This is a genomic window from Bradyrhizobium septentrionale, from assembly GCF_011516645.4.
GTDB classification, from domain to species: Bacteria; Pseudomonadota; Alphaproteobacteria; order Rhizobiales; family Xanthobacteraceae; genus Bradyrhizobium; species Bradyrhizobium septentrionale.
Genome location: NZ_CP088285.1, coordinates 4,173,375 through 4,191,740 on the forward strand (window position 1 = coordinate 4,173,375; position 18,366 = coordinate 4,191,740).

At 64.6% G+C, this 18,366-nt stretch carries 15 protein-coding genes; 6 read left to right on the forward strand and 9 right to left on the reverse strand.

Annotation, left to right across the window (positions count from 1 at the left end; translation table 11 throughout):
* Positions 1–41: 41 nt before the first annotated feature.
* On the reverse strand, positions 42–1,658 hold the full coding sequence (locus tag HAP48_RS21600; RefSeq protein ID WP_166210206.1) for an MDR family MFS transporter: 1,617 nt from the start codon (positions 1,656–1,658) through the stop codon (positions 42–44).
* A 282-nt stretch (positions 1,659–1,940) separates the two neighbouring features.
* Between HAP48_RS21600 and HAP48_RS21605 the strand changes: the two genes are divergently transcribed.
* On the forward strand, positions 1,941–3,029 hold the full coding sequence (locus tag HAP48_RS21605; RefSeq protein ID WP_210292854.1) for an ISAs1 family transposase: 1,089 nt from the start codon (positions 1,941–1,943) through the stop codon (positions 3,027–3,029).
* A gap of 200 nt (positions 3,030–3,229) precedes the next feature.
* On the opposite strand, the gene HAP48_RS21610 is transcribed toward HAP48_RS21605, so the two are convergent.
* Positions 3,230–4,378 carry an HlyD family secretion protein gene (locus HAP48_RS21610; protein ID WP_166210203.1) on the reverse strand — a complete coding sequence of 383 codons (1,149 nt, stop codon included), beginning with the start codon at positions 4,376–4,378 and terminating at the stop codon, positions 3,230–3,232.
* 138 nt (positions 4,379–4,516) lie between these two features.
* Here HAP48_RS21610 and HAP48_RS21615 point away from each other — a divergent pair, with 138 nt between their 5' ends.
* The 3 genes from HAP48_RS21615 (at position 4,517) to HAP48_RS21625 (ending at position 6,854) form a co-directional block, all read left to right on the forward strand.
* Positions 4,517–5,428 carry a LysR family transcriptional regulator gene (locus HAP48_RS21615; RefSeq protein ID WP_166210200.1) on the forward strand — a complete coding sequence of 304 codons (912 nt, stop codon included), beginning with the start codon at positions 4,517–4,519 and terminating at the stop codon, positions 5,426–5,428.
* A 236-nt stretch (positions 5,429–5,664) separates the two neighbouring features.
* Positions 5,665–6,636, forward strand: coding sequence for a tripartite tricarboxylate transporter substrate binding protein (locus HAP48_RS21620; RefSeq protein ID WP_166210197.1), 972 nt, complete (start codon positions 5,665–5,667; stop codon positions 6,634–6,636).
* A gap of 23 nt (positions 6,637–6,659) precedes the next feature.
* Complete coding sequence (locus tag HAP48_RS21625) at positions 6,660–6,854, forward strand: hypothetical protein (RefSeq protein ID WP_166202890.1); 195 nt, start codon at positions 6,660–6,662, stop codon at positions 6,852–6,854.
* Here HAP48_RS21625 and HAP48_RS21630 read toward each other — a convergent pair.
* The gene (locus tag HAP48_RS21630; protein WP_166210194.1) at positions 6,825–10,301 is read right to left on the reverse strand and encodes an indolepyruvate ferredoxin oxidoreductase family protein; all 3,477 of its coding nucleotides are present in this window, start codon (positions 10,299–10,301) and stop codon (positions 6,825–6,827) included. The two genes, HAP48_RS21625 and HAP48_RS21630, sit on opposite strands and share 30 nt — an antisense overlap.
* Before the next feature lie 155 nt (positions 10,302–10,456).
* Between HAP48_RS21630 and HAP48_RS21635 the strand changes: the two genes are divergently transcribed.
* The gene (locus tag HAP48_RS21635; protein WP_029079294.1) at positions 10,457–10,912 is read left to right on the forward strand and encodes an Lrp/AsnC family transcriptional regulator; all 456 of its coding nucleotides are present in this window, start codon (positions 10,457–10,459) and stop codon (positions 10,910–10,912) included.
* On the opposite strand, the gene HAP48_RS21640 is transcribed toward HAP48_RS21635, so the two are convergent.
* Positions 10,804–11,670 carry a hypothetical protein gene (locus HAP48_RS21640; RefSeq protein WP_224496533.1) on the reverse strand — a complete coding sequence of 289 codons (867 nt, stop codon included), beginning with the start codon at positions 11,668–11,670 and terminating at the stop codon, positions 10,804–10,806. The genes HAP48_RS21635 and HAP48_RS21640 overlap by 109 nt on opposite strands.
* A 60-nt stretch (positions 11,671–11,730) precedes the next feature.
* Positions 11,731–12,132: a muconolactone Delta-isomerase family protein gene (locus HAP48_RS21645; RefSeq protein WP_224496534.1), complete on the reverse strand. Its 402-nt coding sequence runs from the start codon at positions 12,130–12,132 to the stop codon at positions 11,731–11,733.
* A gap of 131 nt (positions 12,133–12,263) precedes the next feature.
* Between HAP48_RS21645 and HAP48_RS21650 the strand changes: the two genes are divergently transcribed.
* Positions 12,264–13,184, forward strand: a complete 921-nt coding sequence (locus HAP48_RS21650) for a LysR substrate-binding domain-containing protein (protein ID WP_166210191.1) — start codon at positions 12,264–12,266, stop codon at positions 13,182–13,184.
* 144 nt (positions 13,185–13,328) lie between these two features.
* On the opposite strand, the gene HAP48_RS21655 is transcribed toward HAP48_RS21650, so the two are convergent.
* From HAP48_RS21655 to HAP48_RS21670, 4 genes are all read right to left on the reverse strand, one after another.
* A complete protein-coding gene (locus HAP48_RS21655; protein WP_166210188.1) occupies positions 13,329–14,513 on the reverse strand; it encodes a serine hydrolase domain-containing protein in 1,185 nt (394 codons plus the stop codon).
* A 486-nt stretch (positions 14,514–14,999) separates the two neighbouring features.
* The gene (locus HAP48_RS21660; protein WP_166210185.1) at positions 15,000–15,797 is read right to left on the reverse strand and encodes a fumarylacetoacetate hydrolase family protein; all 798 of its coding nucleotides are present in this window, start codon (positions 15,795–15,797) and stop codon (positions 15,000–15,002) included.
* Positions 15,798–15,809: 12 nt separating this feature from the next.
* On the reverse strand, positions 15,810–17,177 hold the full coding sequence (locus tag HAP48_RS21665) for an LLM class flavin-dependent oxidoreductase (protein WP_166210182.1): 1,368 nt from the start codon (positions 17,175–17,177) through the stop codon (positions 15,810–15,812).
* 24 nt (positions 17,178–17,201) lie between these two features.
* On the reverse strand, positions 17,202–18,254 hold the full coding sequence (locus HAP48_RS21670; protein WP_166210179.1) for an Ldh family oxidoreductase: 1,053 nt from the start codon (positions 18,252–18,254) through the stop codon (positions 17,202–17,204).
* Positions 18,255–18,366 lie beyond the last annotated feature (112 nt).

Sequence of the window (18,366 nt, forward strand, 5' to 3'; positions counted from 1 at the left end):
AGGGTACCGGTTCGCGTGAAGAAAACGCGTCAAACAAGAATCTAGTGTGCACCGCCGCCAGCAAGCTGGCCCGGCTTCTTCAGGAAGAGTGTCGCAGCCAGCGCTATGATCAGCGCCACGCCGAGCAGATAGAAGGTGTCGCTGAAGGCGAGGATGTAGGCCTGCTTCTGCACGACGTTGCCGATCGCGGCGATGGCGCGGTGGGCGGCGGCGGCCTGATCGGCGACGCCGTGATTCATGAAATACTGCGTCATCTGCTCGATCCGGGTGCGGGTGGCCTGCTCCAGCACCGAGACGGACTGCATCAGCACATTGGAGTGATACTGCTCGCGCTTGGTCAAGAGCGTCTGCAGCACCGCGATGCCGACGGCGCCGCCGAGGTTCCGCATCATGTTGAACAGAGCGGAGGCGGAACCGGCGTTCTCCATCTCGATGCCCGCGGTCGCAACCGCCGACAGTGGAGCCATCACCAGGGCCTGGCCGATGGCGCGGACCACGTTGGGCCAGAACAGCTGATCGGTCGCGTAATCGTTGGTCATGAAGATGTTCATGAAGTTGGAGCCGGCGAAGACCGCAAAGCCGATGCCGATGATGATGCGGGGGTCGAAGCGCTGCATCAGCCGCGGCACCAGCGGGATCAGCAGCAGTTGCGGCAGGCCGGTCCAGGCCAGCACCATGCCGATCTGCTCGGCGTTGTAGCCCTGGATGCGCGCCAGATACTGCGGCAGGATGAACACCGAGCCGTACAGCGCGATGCCGAGCAGGAAGTTGGCCAGCATGCCGAAGCCGAAATTGCGGCGAGCGAGCAGGCGCAGATTGAGCAGCGGCTTCTCGACGGTGAATTCGACGATCAGGAACGCGACCAGCGCGACCGCGGCGATCACCGACAGGCGGACGATGAAGGGCGAGCCGAACCAGTCGTCCTTGTTGCCTTCTTCCAGCACGGTCTGCAGCGCGGCAAGGCCGATCGCCATGGTGATGATGCCGAGCCAGTCGCCCTGGCGGATCAGCGACAGCTTCATCGGGCTCGGATCGAGCGAGACGTACAGCATCCCGATCATCACGGCGCCAGGCACCAGATTGACATAGAAGATGTACTGCCAGCCCCAGTTCTCGGTCAGATAGCCGCCGATGGTCGGGCCGATCGCCGGCGCAAACGTCGCCGACAGCGCGAACAGCGCCAGCCCGATCGGCTGCTTGGCCTTCGGCAGCAGCGTGATGATCAGCGTGAACGCCATCGGGATCAGCACGCCGCCGGTAAAGCCCTGGATGGCGCGCAGCGCGATCATCTGCGGCAGGTCCTGCGCCAGCGCGCACGCCGCCGAGAACACCAGGAACAGGAACGCGTTGGTGAGCAGATAGATGCGCACCGAAAACACCTGCGCGAGCCAGCCGGAGAGCGGGATCACCACGATCTCGGCGATCAGGTACGAGGTCGAGATCCAGCCGCCGTCGTCGATCCCGGCGCCGATCGCGCCCTGCACGTCGGCGAGCGAGGCGTTGACGATCTGGATGTTGAGCACCGCCATGAACGCCCCGAGCGTGGCGCCGATCACCGCGATCCAGGTTTTCGTGGGGATCGATGGCACAGCCGGCGTTGCGGGGGCGGTGAGGGTAGCAGCGTCGGCTGCATTGGCGGTGGGCTGGAGCGCGGTCATCGGAGTCTTTCCTGCTTGCCCACGCAAGATGTATTAGGCGGCCGGTTTCGATAATCCGGGAAAGACTGGAAGGATTGTCCGGCCGAAGTTGATAATCGAGTGCTGTTTGCTGCGACGCGACGTTGCGGGTCGTCTGCGAGGTGCTGATGTAAGGTGAACACGGCCTGTCAGGCTCCCTCTCCCGCTTGCGGGCAGGGGAATCGCATATGGATTTTTCTTGTGTTGAGGCTGAATAGGGATTCTTGAGGGAGGCAGTTTTTCGAAGGAGAAACGGCCATCTGCCTGGAAACCTGTTTTGGATCGGTTCCCGACCCCCGAGCCGGAAACGCGACGCATCGGTTGGGCGACCTGATCGTGATGATGGTCGCCGCGAGCCTGTGCGGGGCCGCGACAGCAACCGAATTTGCGTTGTTCGCGGAGACCCGCAGGGCTGTGCTGTCTCGCCTGATCGATTACGACGTGGCCCCCAGCCACGATACTTTCTCGCGGCTTTTGCGGCTGCTGGATCCGCGGGCGTTCGAGCAGGCTTTTGCGTCGTTTGCCGCGGGTTTTGCCCGGGCGCTCGGCGAATCCAGCGGCACGACTGTGGCCACGCCAGACGAGGTGGTCGCGCTCGACGGCAAGGCCTTGCGGCGCGCCTATGAACAAGGCCAGCAGGCCTATCCGCCGCTGACGGTCTCGGCCTTCGCCACGCAAACCCGGCTTTGCCTTGCGGCCGCGTCGCCGACGGCGGCCGAGAACGAGATTGAGGCCGCCCTGAAGGTGATCGCGCTGATTGATCTGACTGACAAGATCGTCACGGCCGACGCGCTGCATTGCCATCGCCGGATGGCCGAGGCGGTCGTCGAACAGAATGCGGACTATGTGCTGGCGCTGAAAGGCAACCGTGGTCACTGGCACAAGGAAGCCGAGAGCCTGCTGGCACGAGCGCCCTCGCCACCGGTTGTCGAGCAGACGGAACGCGGTCATGGCCGCGACGAATGGCGGAAAGCTGAGGTGGTGCCGGTCGAGACCGCGCTGATGCCCGGCCATGCCGCCATCATCCGGATCACTTCCCGGCGTGATCGGTCCGAGCCGCTGACGCGCTTGTTCATGACCTCGCGCGTGTTCTCGCCGCAGCAGGCCCTCGACATCACGCGAGCCCATTGGCAGGTCGAGAACGGCCTGCACTGGATGCTTGATGTTCATCTCGCCGAGGATATGAACCGAGCTCGCAAGGACCACGCACCTGCCAACATCGCCATCCTCAAGCGAATCGCAAAAAATATCCTGCAGATGACCGACCCGCCGAAGGTCCCTATCAGCCACCGCATCAAAAAATGCGCATGGAACGACGACTACCTCCTCAAAGCCCTGGCCCATATGCGATAGCCCTGTCGCTTGCGGGGGAGGGTTGGGGGTGGGGGCTCTCTCCGCGAGTCACGCCGCGGAGAGAGCCCCCACCCGCATCGCATCTGCGATGCAATGCGGCCTCCCCCGCAAGCGGGAGAGGCGAAGAGCGTTCGCGGACAGCAAAGCGCGATCGATCCAATGGATCGATCGCGTGTTGACTTTCGAAGAAGCGATAATTCCTACCCGCCACTCGGCCGCGTCACTGATGCCAGTCGCCGCTTCTCCTCGCGCTCGGCCAGCACGGTCGCCTTGGTGTTGACGGTCGGGATCGCCGACATGCCGGGGCGCAGCAGGCCGGTGAGGCTGCGGTCGTCGAGCACGATCTTGACCGGGACGCGCTGCACGATCTTGGTGAAATTGCCGGTGGCGTTATCGGGCGGCAACAGCGCGAATTCGAGACCGCTGGCCGGCGACAGGCTGTCGACATGGCCCTTCAGCGTGGTGCCGTGGAAGCTATCGACGGTGAGCTCGACCGGCTGGCCGCTGCGCACATTGGTGAGCTGCGTCTCCTTGAAATTGGCGACCACATAGACCGCATCGAGCGGCACCACCGCCATCAGCTGGGTGCCGGCCTGGACATATTGCCCGACCCGGAGCGTGCGGGCACCGACCGTGCCGTCGACCGGCGCGGTGATTTTCGTGTAGGACAGGTTGAGCTCGGCCTGCTGCTCGACGGCACGGGCGCGGTCGGCCTGCGCAACAGCCTGGGCCCGCTGCGTGGTCAACACGTCGACCTTGCGCTGCGCCGCCGACAGCCCCGACTTGGCGTGCTGCAACTGCGCGGTGTTGGCGCGCAGCGCCGCGTCGGTCTGCTGCGCACGCTGAATGGTGCCGGAGCCGGACTTCATCAGCCCGTCGTAGCGGGTCTGTTCTTCCTGCGCGAATTTCAGATTGGCCTCGGCAGCTTCGACATCGGCGGTGCTCTGGTCGATGACCGGCTGCTGCAGTTCGAGCTGGGCATCGAGGTTACGCACCGAGGCCTCCGCGGCGTCGACATCGGCCTTGGCCTGGCCGAGCGCCGTGCGGTAGTCGCGATCATCGATCTGGGCCAGCAGTTGGCCGGCCTTCACCGGCTGGTTGTCGGTGACCAGCACGCGGGCGATGTAGCCCGACACTTTCGGCGCGATGATGGTGGAGTCCGCCTTCACATAGGCGTCGTCGGTCGATTGGAGGTAGCGGCCGGTGGTGAGGTAGTCGTAGCCGAAGTCGGCGGCGGCGATGATGCCCAGTCCCGCGGCGAGGCCGAGCGCCACCCGCTTGATCGCCTTGCGGGACGGGCGAAGACCAATTTTAGCTGATTCGTCAGGGATATAGGTCGTGGTCGACATGGCGTCCTCCTGGTCGAAATCTGCGTCCTTCCAGAAAGGGCGCCTGCTAGGCCCCTTAGATGCAATATCCTCCCGGCTGTGATAATCCCGATAAAACTGGAAGCATTATCAAGCCATCGCTGATAATCCGGACCTCTCATGGATCGCCTGACCAGCCTGACCGCCTTCGTCCGGGTCGTGGATTCCGGCGGCTTTTCCGCGGCCGGCCGCAAGCTCAACATGTCCACCACCATGGTGAGCAACCACGTGCAGTCGCTGGAGGACCGGCTCGGCGCACGGCTGCTCAACCGCACCACGCGCAAGGTCAGCCTCACCGAAATCGGCCAGGCCTATTATGACCGCTGCGTCCAGATCCTCGCCGATATCGAGCAGGCCGATGAAGTCGCCAGTGCGCAGCAATCGATCCCGCGCGGCACGCTGCGCATCTTCACCAACACCCATCTGGTGCAGTTCCTGTCGCCGGCGGTGGCCGAGTTCCTCGCGAGCTATCCCGAGGTCAAGGTCGACCTCACGATCGGCGAGCGCAACGCCGATCTGATCGACGAGAATTACGATCTCGCGGTGCAGATGATCCAGCCGCCGGACTCCAGCCTGATCGTGCGCACCATCGCGACCTGGCGCCACGTGCTGTGCTGTTCGCACAGCTATATCGAACAGCACGGCAAGCCCGAGCAGCTCACCGATCTCTCCGCGCGCAACTGCATGCGCCACGCCAACTATCCCTACGGCGATGATTGGCACTTCACCGACCGCAAAGGCACGCCGGCCGAGGTGCGGGTTTCCGGCAATCTGATCTCCAACAGCGGCGAGACGCTGAAGCTTGCGGCGCTGGCCGGCGTCGGCGTGTTCCTCGCGGCCGGCTTCCTGGTGCGCGACGAGCTGGAGTCGGGCGAGTTGGTGCGGCTGTTGCCGGAGTACCGGCCGGTCGAGCTGACCATGAACGCAGTCTATCCGCACCGCCATCACCTCTCGGCCAAGGTCCGCACCTTCATCGACCTCCTGGTGCACCACGCCACCGAGCAGCAGAAGCTGATCAATCCGTATTCGTGAGCGCGATGGTAGACAGGCTTGCGCGCTTTTTCACCGTCATCCTGAGGAGCCGCGTAGCGGCGTCTCGAAGGATGCACGGCCCGGCTGGTGGCCGTCGACCCTTCGAGACGCGCGCAAGGGCGCGCTCCTCAGGGTGACGGGACTGGCAGCGCTCTTCCGCTCGTCATGACCGCCCGGCACTCCACGCATGGCGTTCGCGTGTATGAAGAGAACACCGCCTGCTGCCGGGGCCTGCCATGCCGCTTCGTTTCCTCACATCGATTCTGTTCGCGATCGCAGCAAATGCATTGTTGCAAGCGCCGGCACTCGCCGCCTATCCCGATCACATCATCAAAATCGTGGTGCCGTTCGCGCCGGGCGGCGGCACCGATGTCGTGGCGCGCACGCTGGCGCAGGAGATGCAGAATGATCTCGGCGTTACCGTGATCATCGAGAACAAGCCGGGGGCGGGCACCATCATCGGCACCCAGAGCGTCGCGGCGAGCCCGGCCGATGGCTACACGCTGCTGATGGCGACCTTCGCCAACGCCGTCAATCCGAGCCTTTACCGCAAGCTGCCCTATGACGCGCACAAGGACTTTGCGCCCGTTGCGCTCGTGGCGCGCTCGTTCAACGTCGTGGTGGTCAATCCGGCTTCGCCGATCAAATCGATCGCTGACCTGATCGCGGCCGCAAAGGCCGATCCGGAAAAGCTGTCCTACGGGACTTATGGCACCGGCACCTCGGCGCATCTCGCCGGTGAATTGTTCAAGCACATGGCGTCCGTCAATCTCACCACCGTCCCCTACAAGGGCGCGGCGCCTGCCATCACCGATTTGATGGGCGGCCAGATCCAGGTGATGTTCACCACGGTCGCAAGCTGCGCGTCGCTGGTCGAGGCCGGGCAGCTGCGTGCGATCGGAGTCACTTCGGCCGAGCGTTCGGCCTCGTTCCCGCAACTGCCGACGGTCTCGGAAGCCGGCGTATCCGGCTACGCCGCGGAATCCTGGTACGGCCTTTACGCACCTGCAAACACGCCGCCTGAGATCATCGACCGCCTCAACAAGTCCGCGGCCAAGGCCGTGCAGGCGGAGGCCTTCACGAAGCTCAGCGTCAATGAGGGCCTCGTAATGGTGGCCCAGCCTCCGGCCGAACTCGACCGCTATTTTGCCGGCGAAGAGGCGCGCTGGCGCAAGGTGATCCAGGACGCCGGCATCAAGGCCGAATAGGCCAGCCCCCTTGTGGGGGAGGGGTGAGGGGTGGCCACAGGCGAGATGTCGATACGCGCATCGCCGCCACAACATCATCGCGCGTCGCCGACCGACGCAGTGCCGGCCTTGTTCAAGACGTCGGGCTCGGCGCGCTCTTGCTCAAAATCATGGTCGCCGTGCTCGCGACCATCGTGGTCGGCCTGATATCACCCGCCAAGCGCAGCGCGGCCGCCTGAGCCGTCGCCGGCATCTGGTGAGATGGCGACAAGTCGCGCGGTCAGCCGCGCGACTTCCGCCTTGGTCTTGTCGATCGCGGCGTCCTTCACCGGTCCATAGCCGCGGATCTCCATCGGCGCCTTTGCAATTGCGACGAGATCGGGCAGGCGGGTGTTGTCGAGATTGCCGAGCACCGTATCGATCAGCGTCTCATACCAGCCGATCAGCGCGCGCTCGGCGTGGCGCTCGGCGGTGTAGCCGAACACGTCGAACGCCGTGCCGCGCAGCCCCTTGAGCCGCGCCAGCAACCGCAGCGGCGTCTGTATCCATTGCCCAAACGCACGCTTGCGCGGCCGTCCGCGCGCATCGTGCCCGGAGGCGAGGAATGGCGGCGCCAGATGGTACTGCACGCGATAGTCGCCATCGAATTCGCGCTTGAGCTCGTCGAGGAAGCCCGTCTGCATATGCAGCCGCGCCACCTCGTACTCGTCCTTGTACGCCATCAGCTTGAACAGCGAGCGGGCCACGGCGTCGGTGAGGCTCTCGCTGTTCAGCGCCGCCTCGGCGCGACGGACGCGATCGATCGTCGCGCGATAGCGCGCGGCGTACGCCTCGTCCTGGTAATCGCGCAGGAAATCGGCGCGCCGTGCGATCATCTGGTCGAGCGTCTCGGGCGCGTTGGCGTCGGCATTCTCGGCCTTCGGCAAGAAATCCGGGTCGGCAAAGGCGAGCCGGCCCCAGGCCAGCGCCTGCTTGTTGCGCTCGACCGTGACGCCGTTGAGCTCGATCGCGCGCGTCAGTGCGTCGAGCGAGACCGGCACCAGGCCTTGCTGCCAGGCAAAGCCGAGCATCATGATGTTGGCGTAGACGCTGTCGCCGAGCAGCCGCTCGGCCAGCGCATTGGCGTCGATCGCGGTGAGGTTTCCGGCGCCGATCACCCGTTCGATGGCGCGTAGCCGCACCGGCGAGGCGAGGTCGGCGTCGCGAAAGCGCACCACATCGCCGGTCGGCATCTCGGCCAGATTGACCGCCGCGCGCATGCCCCTGCGATAGGTGCCGGAGGCTTTTGCGGATGAGCTGACCACGAGGTCGCAGCCGATCAGCGCGTCCGCCGCGCCCTGGTCGATCCGCACCTGGTGCAGCGCCTCGGGCGCCGCGGCAAGCCGCAGATAGCTCAGCACGGGGCCGAACTTCTGCGCGAAGCCGGTGAAGTCGAGCACCGAGACGCCGCGGCCCTCGAGATGCGCGGCCATCGCGATCAGCGCGCCGACCGTGATGACGCCGGTGCCGCCGACGCCGGTGACCAGCAGATCGTAGGGCTTGTCGAGCGGCGCAAGCTCCGGCGCCGCCAGCGCCGCGGCGCGCGCCAGCGGATCGATCGCGCTTGCGCCCTTCGCGCGCCGCTTGCCGCCTTCGATGGTGACAAAGCTCGGGCAGAAGCCGTTGAGACAGGAAAAGTCCTTGTTGCAGGTCGAGAGGTTGATCTTGCGCTTGCGGCCGAACGGCGTCTGCTTGGGTTCGACGCTGAGGCAGTTGGATTCCACCGAGCAGTCGCCGCAGCCCTCGCAGACGAGGTCGTTGATGACGGCGAAACGCGCGGGATCCGTGATCGTCCCGCGCTTGCGTCGCCGCCGCTTCTCGGTGGCGCAGGTCTGCTGATAGATCAGCACGGTGACGCCTTTGATCGCACGCAGCTCGCGCTGCACGGCGTCCATCTCCTCGCGCGGATGGATGGTGACGCCTGAGGGCAAATCCGCCAGCGAGAACTGCGTGGGGTTGTCGGACACCAGCGCGATCCGCGCAACGCCTTCGGCGCGGACGCTGTGCGCGATGGCGTGCACGCTGACCGGACCGTCGACCGGCTGGCCGCCGGTCATCGCCACCGCGTCGTTGAACAGGATCTTGTAGGTGATGTTGGCGTTGGCCGCGATCGCCTGCCGGATCGCCATCGAGCCCGAGTGATAGTAGGTGCCTTCGCCGAGATTCTGGAATACATGGCTGTTGCCGGTGAATCTCGACGATGCCGTCCAGTTGACGCCTTCGCCGCCCATCTGAATCAGCGACGAGGTCTCGCGGTCCATCCAGCTAGCCATGAAATGGCAGCCGATGCCGGCCAAGGCCTTCGATCCTTCGGGCACCTTGGTCGACGTATTGTGCGGGCAGCCCGAGCAGAAATACGGTGTGCGCGTCGCGCCCGGGACTGCGATCGTGCGCTCCCGTTCGGGTGCGAGCGCGGCGACGCGGCGGGCGAGTTGCAGCTCCGGGAATATCGGATCGAGCCGCCGCGCCAGTACGTCGGCCAGCATCAGCGGCGACAACTCGCCGATCCAGGAGATCAGCCGCGCGCCGTTTTCGTCATGCTTGCCGACCATGCGCTCCGGCTTGGAGCCTGGATAGTCATAGAAATATTCCTTGAACTGGCTCTCGATAATGCCGCGCTTCTCCTCGACCACGAGTATCTCGCGCTTGCCCTTCACGAACTCCATCGCGTCATGCAGCGCCAGCGGCCACACCATGCCGACCTTGTAGATGTCGATGCCGAAGCGGCGGCAAGCGGGCTCGTCCAGTCCCACCAGCCGCAGCGCCTCCATCAGATCGAGATGCGCCTTGCCGGTCGTGACGATGCCGTAGGTCGCGTCCTTGATGTCGTAGATGCGGCGGTCGATCGGATTGGCTTTTGCGAAGGCGTAGACTGCGTGCTTCTTCGCTTCCAGCCTCTCCTCGATCTGCGGGCCCGGCAGATCGGGCCAGCGATAATGCAGGCCGCCGGGCGGCGGCACGAACTCCGGCTGCGCGAAGACGCGCGGCGGCGCAAGCTCCACCGAGGCACCGGATTCCACGATCTCCGAGATCGCCTTGAAGCCGACCCACATCCCGGAGAACCGGCTCAGCGCGTAGCCATATTCGCCGAACGCGAGATATTCGCTCACATCGGCCGGATGCAGCGTCGGCATGAACCAGCTCATGAAGGCGACGTCGGATTGATGCGGCATCGAGGACGACACGCAGCCATGATCGTCGCCGGCGATAACAAGCACGCCGCCATGCGGCGACGAGCCGTAGGCATTGCCGTGCTTCAGCGCATCGCCGGAGCGATCGACGCCGGGGCCCTTGCCGTACCACAGCCCGAACACGCCATCGACCTCGCGATCCCGTTGCGTTTCGACCTGCTGCGAGCCGAGCACGGCGGTGGCCGCGAGGTCCTCGTTGACCGCGGGCAGGAATTCGATGCGGCTCTGCTTCAGCCGCTCGCCGATCTTCCACAATTCGAGATCGACGCCGCCGAGCGGCGAGCCGCGATAGCCGGAGATGAAGCCCGCGGTGTTGAGGCCTGCGGCGCGGTCGCGCCTGATCTGGTCGAGCGCGATGCGGACGATCGCCTGCGTGCCGGTGAGGAAGACGCGGCCGCGTTCACGGCTGTAGCGCTCGGAGAGCTGGTAGGCGTCGAGCAGCGGCATCTGGCCCATGACTGAGCCTCCTGGAATCGCAATGTCTGATCCGACAACGCTATGCCCGGATGCCTGGTAGGTCTTACCTATCTATTCTCCACGAAGCTTCATTATGGTAGATTAATCCAATATAGATTTAATTATGGTAGTATATACCGAAATGAGAAGGGCGCATGGTTGAAGAGCAAGACGAAAAAATCCTCGCCGAGCTGCAAAAGGACGGCCGCGCCACCAACCAGCAGCTTGCGGAGACCGTCGGCATGTCGACCTCGGCGTGCTGGCGCCGGGTCCGCGCGCTTGAGGAGTCCGGCGTCATCTCCGGCTACTCCGCGCTGGTCGCGCGCCAGCAGGCGGGCTTTGCGACCTCGGCGATCCTGCACGTGTCGCTGGAGCGGCACGACGTCAAATTCGTCGACGAGTTCGTCGCGCGGGTGATGCAGCGCCGCGAGGTGCTGGAATGCTTCGCGACCACGGGCGATGCCGACTATCATTTGCGCGTCGTCGTGCGCGACATGGACGCCTACAATAGATTCCTGGACGAGTTCATGTTCCGCATCCCCGGCATCCGCCACGTCCGCACCAACGTGATCCTGAAGGAGATCAAGACCGGCGTCGCGTTGCCGTTTTGATGGAAGAGCCGTCGTGACGACGACCGAGCCGCAGGCTTAACTTTTCGTTCCGTCACCCTGAGGAGGCCGCGTAGCGGCCGTCTCGAAGGGCGAACGGCCACCAGCCGGGCCGTGCATCCTTCGAGACGCGGCTGACGCCGCTCCTCAGGATGACGGTCCAGGTAGAGCGACTTGTCCGCCGTAGCTCGAAGAGCGAAGGCGGAAGCGAAACCCATCATCGTGCCGCGGATGAGTTGACGGGTGTCGCATCGCTCGATCCATCCCGCGCCATTTCCGATGCACCCCTCGCCAAGATCATGAAAACCATGACGTGGCTGACCAGCAGCAGCGGCACGTAGAGCGCCGGAATATAGATGCCGGCGCCGAACAGGCCGGGATCGCCGATCTTCACGCCCATATAAGTAGGCGTTGAGAAGATCCAGCGTGCCCCAGACGTTGAAGATCCAGACCATCGGAATGGCAATCGACCAGCGCCAGGACAGTGCGGCCATGGCAAGCAGCGCGAGCGCGGCAGCGATGAGATCGCCCCAGCCGACCTGGCCGGCGAAATCCGCACTCAACTGCGGCGACACGAAGCCTGTTACCATGAAGTTCATGCCTAAAAACCTGAACGCATGGAAAGCCGCGAGAAGTCTCAACGCGTCATAACGCGGCATCGCGCGGAGCGCAGGCCAGACATAAATGATGGCGACCACAGCACTGGTCAGGAAGGCGCCGGCGACGCTGAGGACGAATGGCAGGTTGAAGCTGGGGGGCACGGTCGGTTCCTGGGTGATTGTCGATCCGGTTCGGTTGGCTTGCGTTCGAGACCTTGACGTTCAAGGCTTGGCCAACAGCAGGCGGAGCGGCAGCAGCGGGCCGACCGCGATGTAGTCGTGGTCCATCAGATCCTGCTTGGCGAGCGGCAGGCCCTCCATGATCGCGTGCGCCTCGGCGGCATCCTTGGCATCGAGCAAGAAGACGACGCCGCGCCCGTCGGATTTCGCATACCATTCGCGGACCTTGCCATTGAGATAGAGCTGCACGGTCTGGCGGATTTCGTCGGGCATCACGGCCATCACCTGTTCGCGGGTGACGCCCGGCTTGACGGTGAGGATGACCATCACGCCGGTGGTGATGGTGGAGGTGGCCTGTGCCTGGGCAAGGGAAGGAGCGGTCATGGAGGTTAAGCCTGTCAAAGTGAGGGTGAGGGCGAGGAGGGTGTGACGGAATGCTTTCATCGGTCGCATGTCTCCGTTCACGACGGAGTCGTGATGTGGAATGGAGCAGCGCGCGTCGCGGTGCGGCTGCTTGTGGCTCCGATGTACGACCGCTTTCCGTGTGCGACTATTCGCGATAATGTTGACGGGCCATGAAGCAGAACTTCACAGTCCGGCACGGTGCTCTCGACGGGGTCGAGGCGTTCCTGGCCGTCGCGCAGCACCGCAGCTTTCGTCGCGCCGCCGCCGAGCTCGGGGTGACGCCGTCGGCGATCAGTCAGGCGGTGCGCGCGCTCGAGGCGCGGGTCGGCGCCGTGCTCTTCATCCGCACCACCCGCAGCGTCGGCCTGACCGAAGCCGGCGAACGATTTCTGACGCGCGCGCGGCCTGCCTTCGAGGAGCTGGTCGCCGCGAGCGGGGCCGCGCGTGAGCTTGGGCAGAAGCCGGCCGGGCTGTTGCGTCTCACCGTGCCGCGCTCGGTGGTGCCAATCCTGCTGGAGCCGCTGATCGCCTCATTCTGCAAGGCGTATCCCGAAATCGAGGTCGAGCTCGCCGCCAGCGAGGAACTGGTCGATCTCGCCGCCGGAGGGTTCGATGCCGGCATCCGGATGGGCCAGTTCATCAACCCGGACATGGTCGCGGTGCGGCTGACCAAGCCGTTCCCTTTTGCCATCGTCGGCAGTCCGGACTATCTCGCGCGCCGCGGCCGGCCCAGGCGTCCGGACGATTTGCGCGAGCACACCTGCCTGCGGCTGCGGCGATCGAACGGCGGGCTGGCGCCATGGTCGCTGAACGACCAGGGGCGTTCGATCGAGCTGGCCGTATCGGGATCCTTCATCGGCCATGATTTCCCGACGCTGGTCGGCGCAGCCATCGAAGGTGTGGGGCTGGCGCAAGTGCCGGCACCGCTGGTCACCGCCGCCGTCAAGGCGAAGAAGCTGGTCCGCGTGCTGGAGCCGTTCGCGCCGACAACGCCGGGCGTGTTCCTCTACTATCCCGGCCACCGCCAGATCATGCCGAAGCTGCGGGCCTTTATCGATCACGTGAAGAGCCGGCCAAGGGCTACGCGCTAGCCCAAATGTAGGAAGGGTGGAGCGCAGCGATACCCATCATCGTGCCGCGGATTCGAAATTGATGGGTTCGCTTCCGCCTTCGTTCTTCGAGCTACGGCGGACAAGTCGCTCGACCCGTCCTACGCCGCTGGAATGGCGACAAGCCTACGCGCGCTTCTGAGGATGCCAGTCGGGCACCGTCTTGATCATGTGCCAGACCAGCAGGTCGAGAGCGCGGGTCATGCCCTCTCGCGACCTGGTGTTGGTGAACGCCGACCAGCAGAAATCGCCGCTGGTTCGCACCGAGATCGTCGTCGTTCCGTCCAGCAGGCCACTGTGCCACCAATTGTTGTTCGCTGTGATGAACAGGCCCTTGGCATAGCGCGGGTTGATGGCGCTGGGGGTGCTCATGACGCGGAGGCTGTCGTCGGTCAGCAACTGCTCGGTGTCCTTGAAGCCGTCGATATGGACGAACAGAGTCGTCAAATCGCCCGGCGTCGCAATCCAGCCACCGTGAGAATCCATCCGGGCGACGTTCATCCGGTAGGGATCGCCGCCGGTCTGGCTGTAATATCTGACCTCGTTGCTTGCCCGCTCACTCAGCGTATTGCCGGCAATCTGCATCTCGGCGATGCCGCATCGCTTCAGCACGGAGTCCTTGATGTATTGCTCGTAGCTCTGGTCGCTCAGCTTCTCGATCACGCGTCCGAGGATGCAATAGCCGAAGTTCGAATAGGCATAGGACTCGCCTGGAGGGTTGGTGAGCGGCATATGCTCCAGCGTCCAGTTGATCAGCTCGCGATGTTTCATGTCCTGGTTCATGAACATCGGGTCGCGAAACTGGTTTCCCCAGGTCCCGGTGGTGTGGGTCAAGAGATGCTCGATCGTGATCTGCTCGACAAGCGAGCGAGACGAGCCTGACGGCATCAAGCTTTGCAGGGTGGGCGTCGTCGGGTAGTCCTTGCCGAGAATGGAGTCTGCGCCGAACACAAAATCGCCGAGCCGCAATTTGCCGGCTTCGACCAGGGTGAAGATCCCGGTCGAGGTCACCGGCTTCGAGATGCTCGCGATCCGGAAGCGGTGTTGCGGCGTCAATGCTTCACCGGTCTCCCGATTCGCAACGCCGAACGCCTCCACATAGACGGGCTTTCCCTTGATTGCGACAGCGATGGAAAGACCGGGGACGTCGTACTCCTTCATGAAGCCGGTGGCCAGGCCAGCCATCTGCTGGCGCTGCTCCGATGTCGGAAGTTCGGCGGGCTGCTCGGCAAGCGCCGGCGACGGGCCGTACGCGATCCCCGCGGCGGAGAGTAACGAGCCCTGAAGCAACGTTCGGCGTGAAAGTGGCATGGTTGCCTGTCCTGTGCAGAGAACGGGTGGCCGCACCGTATTGCGGTTGTCCTGCGTCTGTCACATCACGAAAAGCGGCTATGTGACTACGTCACGATGGCCCGACGGGCAACTCGGCAAAGGCTGTCGAGAATGTGGACGTGTGACTCACAAGCGACCACACACAGTGTCGTCCCGGGCAAGCGAAGCGCGACCCGGGACCCATAACCACCGATGGTCATCGTTGCGCGATGCTGGGGCCGCAGCTCGCTTCAACAACGCGACCCTGTGGTTATGGGTCCCGGCTTTCGCCGGGACGACGAGATGGAGGGAGGCGCGCACTTGGGCTCTACCACCGTCACCCTGAGGAGGCCGCGAAGCGGCCGTCTCGAAGGGTCGACGGCCACCAGCGGGGCCGTGCATCCTTCGAGGCTCGCTTCGCGAGCACCTCAGGATGACGGGACTGATAGCTGCGCAACGACGGTGCTTGAGAGCAAGGCCGGTGCCTCACACCTTCTCCTTCACGAACCTGTTGCGCAATGTCCCGATCCCGGTGATGTCGATCTCGACCACGTCACCGTCCCTGAGGTCCGGCGAGGCGCCGTCGGTGCCCATCCAGATCACGTCGCCGGGCGACAGCGTAAAGTATTTCGTCAGTTCGACCAGGAAGGGGACGATGCCGAAGATCATGTCGTTGGTGTGGAAGCGGCCGGTCTCCTTGCCGTTGACGCGGATTATGGTCTCCATGCGGTCGAGATCGACGTCGGTCTCGATCCAAGGGCCCATCGGCTTGAAGGTGTCGGCGTTCTTGGACCGCCACAGCCCGCGATCGGCCTTCTGCCAGCTGCGCTCGGAGACGTCGTTGCCGATGGTGTAGCCGAACACGCAGTCCATCGCATTGGCTTCGGTCAGATGCTTGGCTTTCTTACCGATCACGACCACGAGCTCGCCCTCGTAGTGGATCTTCTCGGTCGCACTTGCGGGGATCACGACATTCTCGTCATGGGCGATCAGCGCGTTCTGCGCGCGATAGCCGATCTCGGGACGATCAGGCACGTTCGGCACCGTGCCGGCCTTGTCGGCGGCTTCCTTGAGGTGCTTCAGATAGTTCAGCCCGACGCAGTAGAAGGTGCGCGGGATCAGCGGCAGCTCGATCTTGACGTCCTTCAAAGCGTGGGTCTTCGACGTCCTGCTCCATTCACCGAACGGATCGCCGTTGACGGTGATGACGGTGTCGCCTTCGACGAGGCCCCAAGACGTAGTACCCGGGGTGGTGCCTGCGGCGGTGAACTTCAGCCAACGCATGATGATGTCCTTCTATTCTGCGGCGGCTTGCGCGCGCATCTTCCAGGCGCCGGCGGCGGGGCGCTTGAGCCCGAGATTCTCGCGCAGCGTCGTGCCGGCGTAATCCTTGTGGAACAGGCCGCGCTTCTGCAGCTCGGGCACAACGTGGTCGACGAAGTCGGCATAGGAGCCCGGCACATAGCTCGCCGCGACCACGAAGCCGTCGCAGCCGCGGCCGACGAACATTTCTTCCAGCCGGTCGGCGATCTCCTTCGGACCGCCGACGATGGCATCCTGCACCTGGGCGCGGCCGGAGAAGGTGATGAAGTCGCGGGTTGAGGGATTGCTCTTGCCGGAGGCGCGCAGCACGCCGTCGCGCATGCCGATCATGCCTTGCATGCCCTGCAGCTCTTCTGTCGTCAGCGGCTCGTCGATCGGCTTGGCGCCAAAATCGAAATTGAGCGCTTCGGCGAGCAGCGACAGCGCGTCGATCTCGAGCGGCAGCTTCTGGATCACGGCCATGCGATCCTCGGCTTCGGCCTTGGTGGCGCCGGCGATCGGCGTGATCAAATTGCAGAGGAACATCTGGTCCGGATCGCGCCCGGCCTTGACGGCCTCGCCCCTGATTGCATCGTAGCCCTGCTTGGCGCTGGCGAGGTTGCGCGATGCGGTGAAGATCACCTCGCCCCAGCGCCCGGCAAAGCGCTGGCCGCGGCCGGAGGCGCCCGCCTGGATCACGACGGGGTGGCCCTGCGGCGAGCGCGGCACCGTGAACGGACCGCGCGAGGCGAAGAACGCGCCCTTGTGGTCGAGCCGCTTCACCTTGGTCGGATCGGCAAAGCGGCCGCTTGTCTTGTCGATGACCAGCGCACCGTCTTCCCAGGAATCCCAGTGGCCGAGCACCACCTCCATGAATTCGTCGGCGCGATCGTAGCGGTGATCGTGCTCGAGATGCTGCGCCTTGCCCATGTTGAGCGCTTCGCCGTCATTGACCGAGGTCACCACGTTCCAGGCAGCGCGGCCGTTCGTCATCAGATCGAGCGTGGCGAAGCGGCGGGCGACGTCGAACGGCTCGAAATAGGTGGTGGAGGCGGTCGAGGCGAGGCCGAGCTTGGTCGTGACCATGCCCATCGTGGTCAGCACCACGATCGGGTCCATCTTCACGCAGCGGATGCCGTATTCGACGGTGTGGGCGTGATCATTGTTGTAGCGGTCGGGCATCGCCAGGCGATCGTCGAAGAACGCCATGTGGAACTTGCCGCGCTCCAGGATGCGCGCGATCTCCTGATAGTAATCCGCCGACATCGAATCGTCGCGCGACTCCGGGTGGCGCCAGGAGCCCGGCAGATTGGTGCAGTTCTGCGCCTGCAGGAAGCCAACCAGCGCCATTTGCCGTGTCATGTCGTTCTCCTGTGGCCCGACGTGTCAGCGCAGGTCGAGTTCTTCGGTGAGTTTGTAATCGGTGGCGAGCGCCTTCAGCTTCTCCCAGGTCGCGTCCTCGATCTCGATGCCGTTCTTGCGCCGCTCCAATTCGCGCAGGTGCTCGATCTCGCCCGGATAGAACACGCCGCGGCTTCCTTCCGACGGCGGGGTCGATTTCAGATAGCGGGCGAAGTCGGCGACTTCTTTCCTGAAGTCCTTGAGCGGGCGGAACGCGGCGACGTTGAACACCGCCATGAAGCAGCCGTCATTGTGCCGGCCGGTCGGTTCGACGCCGAAGCCGAGGCCGGTCAGCAGGCCGCACAGCACCTCGACCATCGCGGCGAGGCCCGAGCCCTTGTAGCCCTCGGTGCCGCCGAGCGGCAGCAGCGCGCCGCCCTTGCGGTAATCCTTGGGATCAGTGGTGTCGCGGCCGTCGGCGTCGATAATCCACCCCTTCGGGATGGTCTCGCCGCGCGCCACCGCGAGCTGGATCTTGCCGGCGGCGACCGCCGAGGTCGCCATATCCAGATAGAACGGCGCCTCGAGATCGGACGGCACCGCGATCGACAGCGGGTTGGTGCCGAGCCGGGCCTCGCGGCCGCCGAACGGGGCGACATGCTTCGGCGAGCGGCCGGAATCGGCGGCGGCGATCCCGATCATGCCTTCGCGCATCGCCATCAGCGGATAATGCGCGAGCCGTCCGACATGGCTCTGCCGGAACACGGTGCAGGCCGCGACATTGGCGGTCTTCGCCTTGTTGATGGTCATCTCCATCGCCTTGGCGTTGACGTGGAAGCCGAACCCCCAATGGCCGTCGATCACGGTCGTGGTCGGCGTCTCCTGCACGACGGTCCATTTGGCGCCGGGGACGATGTGGCCGGCCTTGATGCGGTCGATATAGGTCGGGATCGCGATCACGCCGTGGGAATCGTGGCCGGCCAGATTGGCGTTGACGCAGCCGGAGGCGACCGCGCTGGCCTCCTCCTCCGATGCGCCGGCGCCCCTGAGCAGCGCCGCGCCGATGCGCGTGAGACGGTCGGCCTGGACGATCGGCATGGGGCTTTCCTCGCGGTCTGCCCGCGTGATGCGCGGGTCTTGCTTGCTGTTGTCGCCGTCATGCTGTCAAAGCGCGGCTTACCGAGCAAGGCCAGAAAATCCGGTCCGCCAT

Bases quoted from the DNA above. Each gene is read 5' to 3' on its own strand.
- HAP48_RS21665 (WP_166210182.1), bottom strand. From the start codon at position 17,177: ATGACACGGCAAATGGCGCTGGTTGGCTTCCTGCAGGCGCAGAACTGC.
- HAP48_RS21615 (WP_166210200.1), top strand. From the start codon at position 4,517: ATGGATCGCCTGACCAGCCTGACCGCCTTCGTCCGGGTCGTGGATTCC.
- HAP48_RS21660 (WP_166210185.1), bottom strand. From the start codon at position 15,797: ATGCGTTGGCTGAAGTTCACCGCCGCAGGCACCACCCCGGGTACTACG.
- HAP48_RS21650 (WP_166210191.1), top strand. From the start codon at position 12,264: ATGAAGCAGAACTTCACAGTCCGGCACGGTGCTCTCGACGGGGTCGAG.
- HAP48_RS21655 (WP_166210188.1), bottom strand. From the start codon at position 14,513: ATGCCACTTTCACGCCGAACGTTGCTTCAGGGCTCGTTACTCTCCGCC.
- HAP48_RS21630 (WP_166210194.1), bottom strand. From the start codon at position 10,301: ATGGGCCAGATGCCGCTGCTCGACGCCTACCAGCTCTCCGAGCGCTAC.
- HAP48_RS21600 (WP_166210206.1), bottom strand. From the start codon at position 1,658: ATGACCGCGCTCCAGCCCACCGCCAATGCAGCCGACGCTGCTACCCTC.
- HAP48_RS21670 (WP_166210179.1), bottom strand. From the start codon at position 18,254: ATGCCGATCGTCCAGGCCGACCGTCTCACGCGCATCGGCGCGGCGCTG.
- HAP48_RS21610 (WP_166210203.1), bottom strand. From the start codon at position 4,378: ATGTCGACCACGACCTATATCCCTGACGAATCAGCTAAAATTGGTCTT.
- HAP48_RS21645 (WP_224496534.1), bottom strand. From the start codon at position 12,132: ATGAAAGCATTCCGTCACACCCTCCTCGCCCTCACCCTCACTTTGACA.
- HAP48_RS21635 (WP_029079294.1), top strand. From the start codon at position 10,457: ATGGTTGAAGAGCAAGACGAAAAAATCCTCGCCGAGCTGCAAAAGGAC.
- HAP48_RS21620 (WP_166210197.1), top strand. From the start codon at position 5,665: ATGCCGCTTCGTTTCCTCACATCGATTCTGTTCGCGATCGCAGCAAAT.